Here is a 12,713-nt window from a genome sequence, read left to right as displayed (position 1 = left end):
ATTATTTCAGGCGTTCCGCGAGATAACGCTGATAATCCGGGATCAGAATATCCACGGCGTCGTTGAAATGCGGCGACTGGATGATGAAATCTGCCGTTGCTACGTTGGTAGCGACCGGAATGTTCCACACTGTCGCCAGACGTAGCAATGCTTTCACATCGGGATCGTGCGGCACGGCGTTTAACGGGTCCCAGAAGAAAATCAGCACATCAATTTTCCCTTCAGAAATTAATGCGCCGACCTGCTGGTCACCGCCCATTGGGCCACTTAGCATGGCATTAACGTTCATTCCTGTTGCGCGGGAAATTAAGTTACCCGTGGTGCCCGTTGCATAAAGCTCGTGCTGCTCCAGAAGCGGTTGATGCCGCCCCACCCAGCTCATCAGCGTTTGTTTGCAGTGATCGTGTGCCACCAGCGCAATATGTTTCCGCGCAGGTAAAGTGCGAGTCGTCAGTTCCATAATTTACATCCGTAGTTAGCTTTCCTACAGATTACTGTAAGCACTTACCGCTGCAAGATAAAGACCGAAAAAGCCTGCGCGCAGGCACAAAAATATCAGGAAGATGGTTGTTTTTCCGCCCATTGCAGGAAGGTATTTCGCGTTTGTGGATCAGCCAGCTTAAACCAATACTTCAGCCGTTGTTCAGTGAGCACCTGAGATTGCGGTGGAATCGCATCCAGTTCGGAAACGCCAGAAAGCAGTGTGCTGTCATCTGCCATCATGGTGGCAAATTGCGGAAGCGAGGCGCGCTTCGCAGATTTGTTATAGCGTTCAACCTCTCCTTCATAATCAATCGTTTTTGCGGTTGAGGTAATCGCCAGAATATCCAGCTTTACCGGGATCGGCGTCGCATCGCCATCTAACAATTCAAGGCGCGGAGTGGCATCAAAATGGGTCGCTTCCCGTTCATTCTCCAGACGGGGCAGGCGAAAATTAACCTGGCTGATAAGTTGGGTATTAAAACTGACGACCAGAGGTGGGGAGATATACAGACGTTCTTCATTACCAGAAAGGTTGATGGTTTTCTCGACGCGAAACACTAATTGATGCGGGCCGTTATCCAGTTCAATGCTGTCCGCGCCGCGCAGCAGAGAACTGGAAACTTTCTTGCCGTCGAGCACCAGAAGGTCAACGTCGCTGGACAGCCGCAGCGTGGTGGCAAAAACGGTCACCGGCAAACATAATACAATCAAGGTGGTCAAAATGCCGGTTTTCATAGATAGCTCCTGTCTAATGACCGCCCGAATAATAATGTATCAAAATTTTTCTTTAATCATACTTACTAACATATAGACATATTTCCATCTTTTGCTCTCATACATTCGCATTAGCTGCATGGTTGGTATGTCGGTATTGTCGTACACTTTGGTAAATAGTCTGGAGGAAATGATGAAAGAAACCGATATTGCAGCCATTTTAACGTCCACTCACACCATTGCGCTGGTAGGGGCAAGTGATAAACCTGACCGTCCAAGTTATCGCGTAATGAAATATCTGCTTGATCAGGGCTATCACGTCATTCCTGTCTCACCAAAAGTCGCCGGTAAAACGCTGCTGGGCCAGCAGGGTTACGGTACGCTGGCGGAAGTTCCGGAAAAAGTAGATATGGTAGATGTCTTCCGTAATTCAGAAGCTGCGTGGGATGTAGCACAGGAAGCTATCGCCATCGGTGCGAAAACCTTATGGATGCAGCTAGGGGTGATTAATGAGCAAGCTGCGGTACTGGCGCGGGAAGCTGGGTTAAATGTGGTAATGGATCGTTGCCCGGCCATTGAGATCCCTCGTCTGGGGCTGGCTAAATAAAAAAATCCCCGGAAGGCAAAAACCTTCCGGGGATTTTATGGGGATTAGTTACGCAGACGCGGTGCCTGGAGTTGCTTGCGGATCGTCTGCGCCAGCTCATCCATTGACGGCTGCTCTGGATGTTCATCCTGCAATTCGCTACTTAGCTGGGCTTCAGCCAGGTAGGTATGAACCGGTAGGCCGTTGTCATCCTCCATCACCACGTGATACCACGGAGCGGCGCGAAGCTCATCGTTCACCGCCAGCTCATCAGGTGACGGTTCAGAGAGCGAATAAACCGGGTCGATATCCACGACCACTCCGAGATAACCTAACAGGGAATGGCGGACCTGCTGGCCGATACCGAATTTGCTGGCAATCATAGTCACCTCCCGGGAAATCTTCACCTTTGATATAAGGACAGAATTCCACATTTCAAGTTACATGACGCGACAGGCAAACCCTTTCAGATATAGCCCTTCCGGGTAGGTAGCGATCACCGGATGATCGGCTGCCTGACGGAACTGCTCTATAAATTGTATATCACGACCGGCATCAATTGCGGCATCAGCGATGATTTTCTGAAATAAATCGCTGGTCATCAGGCCAGAGCAGGAGAAAGTCAGAAGAACACCGCCCTCATTCAATAACTGAATTGCCAGCATGTTGATGTCTTTATAGCCGCGGCACGCGCCCATTAGCTGACTTTTGTTCTCAACAAACTTCGGCGGGTCCATCACGATAACGTCAAATTTTTCACCGCGATCGCGGTAGGTGCGCAGTAATTTAAAGACGTCATCGCGCACAAACTCAGCTTTGCTCAAATCGAGTTTGTTTAGCTCAACGTTTTTCCGTGCGATATCCAGTGCTTCCTGTGAAGTATCGACACTGACCACCTGGCTACAACCGCCCATCAATGCCGATACTGCGAATCCACCGGTATAAGAGAAGCAGTTCAGCACGCGTTTATTTTCTACATAGCGGCGTGTTGCCAGGCGACTGTCACGCTGGTCCAGGTAGTAGCCCGTTTTGTGCCCGTGTTGAATGTCCACCAGTAGCTTCATGCCATGTTCTTCAATAGGCAGCAGGGCAGGTGGCAGCTCGCCGGTTACTGGCCCCTGGGTCAGCTCCATCCCCTCTTTTTTACGTACTGCCACGTCGCTACGATCGTAAATCGCGCATTCCGGATAGAGCGTTTGTAGGGCGCTGATTAATGCTGCGCGCTGATACTCCGCGCCTGCACTCAGCAGTTGCAGCACCAGAAAATTGCCGAAACGATCAATAGTAATACCCGGCAGGCCGTCAGACTCACCGGCGATTAAACGATAGCTATCGAGACCATCTTTTTTCGCCAGCCAGTCGCGCCACTTTTGCGCCTGTTGTAAGCGGCGGGTGAAAAAGGCAATGTCGATGGATTCTGACGGATCAAACGTCCAGACACGAGCGCGGATTTGCGACGCTGGCGAATAAGCGCCGCGTGCTAACCATTTTCCCTGATGATCAACAATATCGATGGTTTCACCGAGGCTGGCTTTACCTTCCATACGTGCGACGGCACCGGAAAAGACCCACGGATGGCGACGAAGTAATGATTTTTCGCGCCCTTTGGCTAACACTAAACGTACACTCATAATTTACTATTCTGTCGATGCAAAGAAATGGGCGTCATTGTCCGGAGTTTTCCATGGATTTGCAACGCGTCCATTAAGGATAAGGAGAGCGGTGATGTCGAAAGTATGCATAATTGCCTGGGTTTATGGGCGAGTTCAGGGGGTAGGGTTTCGTTATACCACTCAGTACGAAGCGAAAAGGCTAGGGTTAACCGGCTACGCAAAAAATCTTGATGATGGCAGCGTGGAAGTGGTTGCCTGTGGTGATGAAGGGCAGGTGGAAAAATTAATGCAGTGGTTAAAGAGCGGCGGTCCGCGTTCAGCCCGCGTGGAACGGGTGATTAGCGAACCGCATCATCCTTCTGGCGAATTAACGGATTTTCGTATCCGTTAAATGCATTTCACGGGTTTCGGCAGGCCGGCAATTTTGGTGGCTTGCTTTGCCGGGCCTTTCGGGAACAGTCGGTACAGATAGCGGCTGTTACCTTTTTCTTCGCCAAACTTATTCGCCATCGCTTTTACCAGCATACGAATCGCCGGAGACGTATTAAATTCCAGGTAGAAGTCACGCACAAAGCGCACTACTTCCCAGTGTTCAGGCGACAGCGTAATCCCTTCCTTTTCGGCAATCACGGCTGCCAGAGGTTCGCTCCACAGGCTACTCTCTTTGAGATAGCCTTCGGTATCGGTCTCTATCTCTTTACCTTCGAAGATCAACATATTCATTTACTACCTTAGTCAGACTGGCTGCAGTGTAGCAAAAAACAAAGCCCCGCATAAAGCGAGGCTCTGTAAGTGGTATCGGGCGAGATTAATCGCGGCTGGCGAAGCCAAGAATGCTCAACAGGCTCACGAAGATGTTGTACAGCGACACATACAGACTCACCGTGGCACGAATGTAGTTCGTTTCACCGCCATGAATGATGTTGCTGGTTTCAAACAGAATCGCGCCAGAGGAGATCAGAATAAATACCGCACTGATTGCCAGATGCAGGGCAGGCAGTTGCAGGAAGATATTCGCTACCATTCCAATCAACACCACCACAATACCGGCCATCAGCATACCGCCGAGGAAAGACATGTCTTTGCGGGTGGTAAGCACATACGCAGAGCAGCAGAAGAACACTAATGCTGTGCCGCCCAGCGCCATAGCGATTACGTCGCCCATTCCGGCAGACAGGTAAGTGTTCAGAATCGGGCCGAGGATATAACCGAGAAAACCGGTAAAGGCGAACGCGGAGATAATCCCGGTTGGTTTGTTGGCAGTTTTATAGGTCAGGAACATCAGACCATACATCCCTACCAACGTCAGAATCAGGCCCGGAGATGGCAGCATCAGAACCGTACTGGCAGTCGCGGTAATTGCCGAAAAGGCCAGCGTCAGGCTCAGCAGAAAATAGGTATTACGCAGCACCTTATGGGTGCTAAGTAGTGATGTACGGTCATGTGAAGAACTAACTATACGATCCATGGAGTCACTCTCTATGACAGGTGTAATTAATAAAGCAGCATAATGATATTGCCGAAAGCTACCCAGAGGTTTTACCCATCTTTACGCATTTGATCTGGAACAGATTTAGCAAAGACGAGTTTAACCATTGGGAATGGTATAACGGCATGGTGATTTTGACAGGTAAAAGAAAAAGGGGTTAGCATTTAGCTAACCCCTTATCTTATTTGGCGGAAGCGCAGAGATTCGAACTCTGGAACCCTTTCGGGTCGCCGGTTTTCAAGACCGGTGCCTTCAACCGCTCGGCCACACTTCCGGAATGACGCGAACTATAAACATCCCGATGCGTCGTGTAAACCCCCAATTTGTTTGTTTGCCTGAAAAACAGCCAAAATGGTGTTGTTTGCGTGAAATAACAGCAATTTGGGTGTTTCGTCGCCATAAAAACCACTCGTAATCTTCCTGCGCCAGGCTTTTAGGAAAATAAGATCCATTTTTATCGCTAAAAGATAAATCCATACACTTTGTATTGTTTTGTGCAAAACGTTCACTACGCTTTATTAACAATACTTTCTGGCGACGTGCGCCAGTGCAGAAGGATGAGCTTTCGTTTTCTATCTCTCTCGTGAAGCGATAGTTTACCTTGCTACAGGGACGTCGCTTGCCGACCAAAAGCGCCCGGCACTTCAGTCGGTGTCGCAAGGAGAAGAGACGTGCGATATGAATAATGAGGAAACCTTTTACCAGGCTATGCGACGTCAGGGGGTTACCCGGCGGAGTTTTCTTAAATATTGCAGTCTGGCTGCCACCTCGCTGGGATTAGGCGCGGGGATGGCACCGAAGATTGCCTGGGCGCTGGAGAATAAACCGCGCATTCCGGTAGTGTGGATCCACGGTCTGGAATGTACCTGCTGCACCGAATCTTTTATCCGTTCTGCTCATCCGCTGGCGAAGGATGTCATTCTTTCCCTTATTTCTCTCGACTACGACGATACCTTAATGGCTGCCGCTGGTACTCAGGCGGAGGAAGTCTTTGAAGATATCATCACGCAATACAACGGCAAATATATCCTTGCAGTAGAAGGTAACCCGCCGCTGGGCGAGCAGGGGATGTTTTGTATCAGCAGCGGTCGGCCGTTTATTGAGAAACTCAAACGTGCCGCCGCGGGGGCCAGCGCAATTATTGCCTGGGGAACCTGCGCATCCTGGGGCTGCGTACAAGCCGCTCGCCCCAATCCGACGCAGGCAACGCCTATCGATAAAGTCATTACCGACAAACCAATCATTAAAGTCCCTGGTTGCCCGCCGATCCCGGATGTGATGAGCGCCATCATTACTTATATGGTGACGTTTGATCGCCTGCCAGATGTCGACAGAATGGGGCGTCCACTGATGTTCTACGGTCAACGTATCCACGATAAATGCTATCGCCGCGCCCACTTTGACGCTGGTGAGTTTGTCCAGAGTTGGGACGATGACGCCGCTCGCAAAGGTTACTGCCTGTACAAAATGGGGTGTAAAGGGCCAACCACCTATAACGCCTGCTCCTCAACCCGTTGGAATGATGGCGTCTCCTTCCCGATCCAGTCCGGTCACGGTTGCCTGGGCTGTTCTGAAAATGGTTTCTGGGATCGCGGCTCATTCTACAGCCGCGTGGTCGATATTCCGCAGATGGGAACGCACTCTACCGCTGATACCGTGGGCTTAACCGCGCTTGGCGTCGTGGCTGCGGCTGTTGGCGTACATGCAGTCGCCAGCGCGATTGACCAGCGCAGACGTCATAACCAGCAACCAGCAGAGACCGAACAACAGCCAGGCAACAAGGATAAACAGGCATGAGCACTCAGTACGAAACTCAGGGATACACCATCAATAATGCCGGACGTCGCCTGGTGGTCGACCCGATCACGCGTATCGAAGGTCATATGCGCTGTGAAGTGAATATTAACGATCAGAATGTGATCACCAATGCTGTCTCCTGCGGCACGATGTTTCGCGGGCTGGAGATCATTTTGCAAGGCCGTGATCCGCGTGATGCGTGGGCGTTCGTTGAACGTATCTGCGGCGTCTGCACCGGCGTACACGCCCTGGCTTCGGTTTACGCCATTGAAGATGCTATTGGCATCAAAGTGCCGGATAACGCCAATATCATTCGCAACATTATGCTGGCGACGCTCTGGTGCCACGACCATCTGGTGCACTTTTATCAGCTCGCCGGAATGGACTGGATCGACGTACTTAACGCGCTGCAAGCCGACCCGCGTAAAACTTCCGAACTGGCGCAAAGCCTCTCCTCGTGGCCGAAATCTTCTCCAGGTTACTTCTTTGATGTGCAAAATCGACTGAAGAAATTTGTCGAAGGCGGGCAGTTAGGGATCTTCCGCAACGGCTACTGGGGGCACCCGCAGTACAAACTGCCACCAGAAGCCAACCTGATGGGCTTTGCTCACTATCTCGAAGCTCTCGATTTCCAGCGTGAGATCGTCAAAATCCACGCGGTCTTTGGCGGTAAAAACCCGCATCCCAACTGGATTGTCGGCGGGATGCCTTGTGCCATAAATATCGACGAAAGCGGTGCGGTCGGGGCGGTTAATATGGAACGCCTGAACCTGGTGCAGTCGATCATTACCCGCACGGCGGACTTCATTAATAACGTGATGATCCCCGACGCCTTAGCCATCGGCCAGTTCAACAAGCCGTGGAGTGACATCGGCACTGGCCTTTCTGATAAATGCGTCCTCAGCTACGGTGCGTTCCCGGATATCGCTAACGACTTTGGCGAGAAAAGTCTGCTGATGCCTGGCGGTGCGGTGATCAATGGCGATTTCAAAAACGTACTGCCAGTGGATTTAGTTGATCCGCAGCAGGTGCAGGAATTTGTCGATCACGCCTGGTATCGTTATCCCGACGATCAGGTCGGGCGTCATCCGTTCGATGGTATCACCGACCCGTGGTACAACCCCGGCGACGTTAAAGGCAGCGATACAAACATTCAGCAACTGAATGAACAGGATCGCTACTCGTGGATCAAAGCGCCACGCTGGCGCGGTCACGCGATGGAAGTAGGGCCGCTGGCTCGCACGTTAATCGCTTACCACAAAGGCGATGCTGCGACCGTTGAGTCGGTTGATCGGATGATGTCGGCGCTGAACCTGCCGCTTTCTGGCATCCAGTCGACGTTAGGCCGCATTCTGTGCCGCGCCCATGAAGCTCAGTGGGCTGCAAGTAAGTTACAGTACTTTTTCAACAAGTTAATGACCAACCTGAAAAACGGCAATCTTGCCACCGCCTCCACCGAAAAATGGGAGCCTGCGACCTGGCCGAAAGTGTGCCGTGGCGTCGGCTTTACTGAAGCACCGCGTGGGGCTTTAGGCCACTGGGCCGCTATTCGCGATGGCAAAATTGATCTCTACCAGTGTGTGGTGCCGACCACCTGGAACGCCAGCCCGCGCGATCCCAAAGGGCAAATTGGTGCTTATGAAGCCGCACTGATGAACACCAAAATGGCGATCCCCGAGCAACCGCTGGAGATCCTGCGTACCCTGCACAGCTTCGACCCGTGCCTCGCCTGTTCAACGCATGTGCTGGGCGACGACGGTAGCGAACTGATCTCCGTGCAGGTGCGCTAACAGCGAAGGAGAATCATCATGCAAGAGAAAAGCGACAACGTTATCAGCCACTATGTCTTTGAAGCGCCCGTGCGGATATGGCACTGGCTGACGGTGCTGTGCATGGCGGTATTGATGGTCACCGGCTACTTTATCGGCAAGCCGCTGCCTTCAGTCAGTGGTGAGGCGACGTATCTGTTCTATATGGGCTACATCAGGCTAATACACTTCAGCGCCGGGATGATTTTTACCGTCGTCTTGCTGATGCGGATCTACTGGGCGTTTGTCGGCAATCGCTACTCACGCGAGCTTTTCATCGTGCCGGTATGGCGCAAAAGCTGGTGGCTGGGCGTGTGGTACGAAATCCGCTGGTATCTGTTTCTGGCAAAACGCCCGAGCGCTGACATTGGCCATAACCCCATCGCGCAGGCTGCGATGTTCGGCTATTTCCTGATGTCTGTTTTTATGATCGTCACCGGTTTTGCGCTGTATAGCGAACACAGCCAGTACGCCATTTTTGCGCCGTTTCGTTATGTAGTGGAATTTTTCTACTGGACGGGCGGCAACTCGCTGGACATTCATAGCTGGCATCGGCTGGGCATGTGGTTGATTGGCGCATTTGTGATTGGTCATGTTTATATGGCGCTGCGTGAAGACATCATGTCCGACGACACGGTGATCTCCACGATGGTGAACGGCTACCGTAGCCACAAATTTGGAAAGATGAGCAGCGACAAGGAGCGTTCATGAGCGAGCAACGTGTAGTGGTAATGGGGTTGGGCAACCTGCTGTGGGCCGATGAAGGTTTCGGTGTGCGGGTGGCGGAACGGCTGTATGCCCATTATCACTGGCCCGAAAACGTGGAGATTGTCGATGGTGGTACTCAGGGGCTGAACCTGCTGGGGTATGTTGAAAACGCCAGCCATCTGTTGATTCTCGATGCTATTGATTACGGGCTGGAACCCGGAACACTACGAACATATGCCGGAGAGCGCATTCCGGCATATCTCAGTGCGAAGAAAATGAGCCTGCACCAGAACAGTTTCTCCGAAGTATTAGCGCTGGCAGATATCCGCGGACATCTGCCAACACATATTGCCCTCGTCGGGTTACAACCGGCAATGCTCGACGACTACGGCGGTAGCCTTAGCGAGCCTGCGCGGGAGCAACTGCCTGCAGCGGAACAGGCGGCGCTGGTGCAACTGTCGGCGTGGGGAGTTGTGCCACAACGGGCGGAGGAATCGCGTTGTCTCAATTATGACTGTCTGTCGATGGAAAATTACGAAGGTGTTCGCTTGCGTCAGTATCGGATGACGCTGGAGGAGCAGGGATGATTAACGACTCACCTTTTAGTGCGTTGTGGCAACGTATGCTGGCGCGTGGCTGGACGCCGATCACTGAGCCTCGTCTCGATCAGTGGCTTATGCAAGCGCCGGATAGTGTGGTGCTGTTAAGCAGCGATCCGAAACGTACTCCTGAAGTCAGTGATAATCCGGTGATGGTCGCAGAGCTACTGCGTGAGTTTCCAGATTATGCATGGCAAGTGGCAATTGCCGATCTTGAGCAAAGTGAAGCCATCGGAGACAGATTTAGTGTTTTTCGTTTTCCAGCCACATTAGTGTTTACTGATGGTCATTATCGCGGCGTATTGAATGGCATTCACCCGTGGGCAGAGCTGATAAACCTGATGCGCGGCCTTGTCGAATCAAAACAGGAGTGTGATTCATGAGTGAGACTTTTTTCCATCTGCTGGGGCCAGGAACGCAACCTGATGATGACAGTTTCAGCATGAATCCGCTGCCAATTACCTGTCAGGTGAATGATGAACCGAGCATGGCGGCACTGGAGCAGTGTGCTCATAGTCCACGGGTGATTACGCTGTTAAACGATCTACAGCATCAACTAACGCAACGCGTACCGCCATTAGGCGAGGTGCTGGCCGTCGATCTGTTAAATCTCAATGCTGATGATCGCCACTTTATCAATACGCTTCTCGGAGAAGGGGAAGTGTCAGTGCGCATCCAACATATTGACGGCAGTGAAAGTGAAATTCAGGAGGCGATCTTCTGCGGATTGTGGCGAGTACGCAGGCGTAGCGGTGAGCTATTGCTGGAAGACCGGCTGGAGACAGGCTGCGCGCCGCTGCCGTTATGGCAGGCGGCAACGCATAATACGCTGCCGACAGATTCGCTGCTACCACCGCCCATTGATGGTCTGATGAACGGACTGCCGCTGGCTCATGAATTGCTGGCGCATGTGCGTAATCCTGAGGCGCAGCCACATAGTATTAACCTGACGCAGTTGCCTGTCAGCGAGGCTGACAGGTTATTTCTCTCGCGGCTGTGCGGGCCGGGTAATATCCAGATTCGCACTATTGGCTATGGCGAGAGCTATATCAACGCCACCGGTTTGCGACATGTCTGGCATTTACGCTGTATGGATACGTTAAAAGGCCCATTACTTGAGAGTTATGAAATCTGCCCGATACCGGAAGTTGTGCTGGCAGCGCCGGAAGATTTGGCGGACTCCGCGCAGCGGTTGGGCGAGGTGTGTCAGTGGCTTATAGAAAGCGCGCAACAGTGAAAATGGCGGCAAATATCGCTTTCAGTCCTATGAATATCGCAATCAGCGAATACAACCACCTACAAACTGTAAGGATAAAAAGGGAGATCTACTATTAAAGGGTTATTTCCCTCTCTTCGCCTACAGGAGTTCGCATGTGGGATGTTATTGATTTGTCGCGCTGGCAGTTTGCACTGACCGCGCTATACCACTTTTTGTTCGTGCCCCTTACCCTGGGGCTGATTTTTTTGCTGGCTATCATGGAAACCATTTACGTGGTCACCGGCAAAACAGTCTACCGCGATATGACGCGCTTCTGGGGTAAGCTCTTCGGTATCAACTTCGCTCTCGGCGTGGCTACTGGTCTCACCATGGAGTTTCAGTTTGGTACTAACTGGTCATTCTATTCCAACTATGTGGGCGACATTTTTGGCGCACCGCTGGCGATGGAAGCATTAATGGCCTTCTTCCTCGAATCCACCTTTGTCGGTCTGTTCTTCTTTGGCTGGCAACGGCTGAATAAATACCAGCACCTGCTGGTCACCTGGCTGGTGGCATTTGGTTCCAATATCTCCGCATTGTGGATTTTGAATGCCAATGGGTGGATGCAGTTTCCGACCGGCGCGCATTTCGATATCGACACCTTGCGTATGGAGATGACCAGTTTCAGCGATCTGGTCTTTAACCCTGTCAGCCAGGTGAAATTTGTCCATACGGTGATGGCAGGTTATGTGACCGGGGCGATGTTCATTATGGCGATCAGCGCCTGGTACTTACTGCGCGGACGGGAGCGTGATGTCGCTTTACGTTCGTTTGCTATCGGTTCGGTCTTTGGCACACTGGCGATAATCGGCGCGCTGCAACTTGGAGACAGTTCTGCCTATGAAGTCGCACGCGTTCAGCCGGTAAAACTGGCGGCAATGGAAGGGGAGTGGCAAACCGAACCGGCACCTGCGCCGTTCCATCTCATTGCCTGGCCGGAACAGGATCAAGAGCGTAACGCTTTTGCCATCAAAATCCCTGCGCTGTTAGGGATCCTCGCCACTCACTCATTAGATAAGCCTGTACCAGGGTTGAAAAATTTGATGGCTGAAACTTATCCACGATTGCAACGCGGGCGTATGGCCTGGCTGCTGATGCAGGAGATTTCGCAAGGCAACCGCGAGCCGCATGTACTGCAAGCATTTCATGAGCTGGAAAACGATCTCGGTTATGGCATGTTGCTCTCCCGCTATGCGCCGGATATGAATCATGTCACACCTGCGCAGTATCAGGCGGCTATGCGCGGTGCTATTCCACAAGTTGCGCCGGTGTTCTGGAGTTTCCGCATCATGGTGGGCTGCGGTTCGCTGTTGTTACTGGTAATGCTGATTGCGCTCGTTCAGACGCTGCGCGGCAAAATCGACCAGCATCGTTGGGTGCTGAAAATGATGCTCTGGAGTTTACCGCTGCCGTGGATTGCCATTGAAGCAGGGTGGTTTATGACCGAGTTTGGCCGTCAGCCGTGGGCGATTCAGGACATTTTGCCAACATACTCCGCGCACTCTGCCTTAACCACAGGACAACTGGCTTTTTCACTGATCATGATAGTAGGGCTTTACACCCTGTTCTTAATCGCTGAAGTCTACCTGATGCAGAAATATGCCCGTCTGGGGCCAAGCGCGATGCAGAGTGAACAACCGACGCAGCAGCAGGGGTAA

At 52.0% G+C, this 12,713-nt stretch carries 16 protein-coding genes and 1 tRNA gene; 9 read left to right on the top strand and 8 right to left on the bottom strand.

Annotation, left to right across the window (positions count from 1 at the left end; genetic code table 11):
* Position 1: 1 nt before the first annotated feature.
* Positions 2-460 (bottom strand): methylglyoxal synthase, encoded by a 459-nt coding sequence (gene mgsA / locus C1192_RS07420; protein WP_001516135.1) that lies wholly within the window; start codon positions 458-460, stop codon positions 2-4.
* A 95-nt stretch (positions 461-555) separates the two neighbouring features.
* Positions 556-1,218: a DUF2057 family protein gene (locus C1192_RS07415; RefSeq protein ID WP_000847778.1), complete on the bottom strand. Its 663-nt coding sequence runs from the start codon at positions 1,216-1,218 to the stop codon at positions 556-558.
* A 172-nt stretch (positions 1,219-1,390) separates the two neighbouring features.
* Between C1192_RS07415 and C1192_RS07410 the strand changes: the two genes are divergently transcribed.
* A complete protein-coding gene (locus C1192_RS07410) occupies positions 1,391-1,804 on the top strand; it encodes a CoA-binding protein (protein WP_001516136.1) in 414 nt (137 codons plus the stop codon).
* Positions 1,805-1,848: 44 nt separating this feature from the next.
* Here C1192_RS07410 and hspQ read toward each other — a convergent pair whose 3' ends face one another.
* Positions 1,849-2,166 carry a heat shock protein HspQ gene (gene hspQ, locus C1192_RS07405; RefSeq protein ID WP_001295356.1) on the bottom strand — a complete coding sequence of 106 codons (318 nt, stop codon included), beginning with the start codon at positions 2,164-2,166 and terminating at the stop codon, positions 1,849-1,851.
* A 57-nt stretch (positions 2,167-2,223) separates the two neighbouring features.
* Positions 2,224-3,414, bottom strand: coding sequence for a 23S rRNA (cytosine(1962)-C(5))-methyltransferase RlmI (rlmI, locus tag C1192_RS07400; RefSeq protein WP_000116311.1), 1,191 nt, complete (start codon positions 3,412-3,414; stop codon positions 2,224-2,226).
* Positions 3,415-3,508: 94 nt separating this feature from the next.
* Between rlmI and yccX the strand changes: the two genes are divergently transcribed.
* Positions 3,509-3,787, top strand: a complete 279-nt coding sequence (gene yccX, locus C1192_RS07395) for an acylphosphatase (RefSeq protein WP_001516138.1) — start codon at positions 3,509-3,511, stop codon at positions 3,785-3,787.
* Here the strand turns inward: yccX and tusE are convergent.
* From tusE to C1192_RS07375, 4 genes are all read right to left on the bottom strand, one after another.
* Entirely contained in the window at positions 3,784-4,113 is a 330-nt protein-coding gene (tusE, locus tag C1192_RS07390) for a sulfurtransferase TusE (RefSeq protein ID WP_010376933.1), read from the bottom strand. The two genes, yccX and tusE, sit on opposite strands and share 4 nt — an antisense overlap.
* 91 nt (positions 4,114-4,204) lie before the next feature.
* Positions 4,205-4,864 (bottom strand): FtsH protease modulator YccA, encoded by a 660-nt coding sequence (yccA, locus tag C1192_RS07385; protein WP_000375136.1) that lies wholly within the window; start codon positions 4,862-4,864, stop codon positions 4,205-4,207.
* Between the two features lie 207 nt (positions 4,865-5,071).
* A tRNA-Ser gene (locus tag C1192_RS07380) sits at positions 5,072-5,159 on the bottom strand.
* Positions 5,138-5,362, bottom strand: coding sequence for a hypothetical protein (locus C1192_RS07375; protein ID WP_133115753.1), 225 nt, complete (start codon positions 5,360-5,362; stop codon positions 5,138-5,140). Before C1192_RS07375 ends, C1192_RS07380 begins: the two co-directional genes overlap by 22 nt.
* Positions 5,363-5,563: 201 nt before the next feature.
* Here C1192_RS07375 and hyaA point away from each other — a divergent pair, with 201 nt between their 5' ends.
* From hyaA to appC, 7 genes are all read left to right on the top strand, one after another.
* Positions 5,564-6,682, top strand: coding sequence for a hydrogenase 1 small subunit (gene hyaA, locus C1192_RS07370; RefSeq protein ID WP_038355281.1), 1,119 nt, complete (start codon positions 5,564-5,566; stop codon positions 6,680-6,682).
* On the top strand, positions 6,679-8,472 hold the full coding sequence (gene hyaB, locus C1192_RS07365; RefSeq protein WP_038355280.1) for a Ni/Fe-hydrogenase large subunit: 1,794 nt from the start codon (positions 6,679-6,681) through the stop codon (positions 8,470-8,472). Before hyaA ends, hyaB begins: the two co-directional genes overlap by 4 nt.
* Before the next feature lie 18 nt (positions 8,473-8,490).
* Positions 8,491-9,201 (top strand): Ni/Fe-hydrogenase b-type cytochrome subunit, encoded by a 711-nt coding sequence (gene hyaC, locus C1192_RS07360; RefSeq protein ID WP_001156752.1) that lies wholly within the window; start codon positions 8,491-8,493, stop codon positions 9,199-9,201.
* Positions 9,198-9,785 carry a hydrogenase 1 maturation protease gene (hyaD, locus tag C1192_RS07355; protein ID WP_038355279.1) on the top strand — a complete coding sequence of 196 codons (588 nt, stop codon included), beginning with the start codon at positions 9,198-9,200 and terminating at the stop codon, positions 9,783-9,785. Before hyaC ends, hyaD begins: the two co-directional genes overlap by 4 nt.
* Entirely contained in the window at positions 9,782-10,180 is a 399-nt protein-coding gene (hyaE, locus tag C1192_RS07350) for a hydrogenase-1 operon protein HyaE (protein ID WP_001516141.1), read from the top strand. The genes hyaD and hyaE overlap by 4 nt, the downstream gene beginning before the upstream one ends.
* On the top strand, positions 10,177-11,034 hold the full coding sequence (locus C1192_RS07345; RefSeq protein WP_000004881.1) for a hydrogenase expression/formation protein: 858 nt from the start codon (positions 10,177-10,179) through the stop codon (positions 11,032-11,034). Before hyaE ends, C1192_RS07345 begins: the two co-directional genes overlap by 4 nt.
* 134 nt (positions 11,035-11,168) lie before the next feature.
* Positions 11,169-12,713 carry a cytochrome bd-II oxidase subunit 1 gene (appC, locus tag C1192_RS07340; protein ID WP_038355278.1) on the top strand — a complete coding sequence of 515 codons (1,545 nt, stop codon included), beginning with the start codon at positions 11,169-11,171 and terminating at the stop codon, positions 12,711-12,713.

Origin of the sequence: Escherichia marmotae, assembly GCF_002900365.1 — a bacterium.
GTDB lineage: Bacteria > Pseudomonadota > Gammaproteobacteria > Enterobacterales > Enterobacteriaceae > Escherichia > Escherichia marmotae.
The sequence above is the reverse complement of the archived record's forward strand: the minus strand, read 5'-3'. Positions and strand labels throughout refer to the sequence as shown.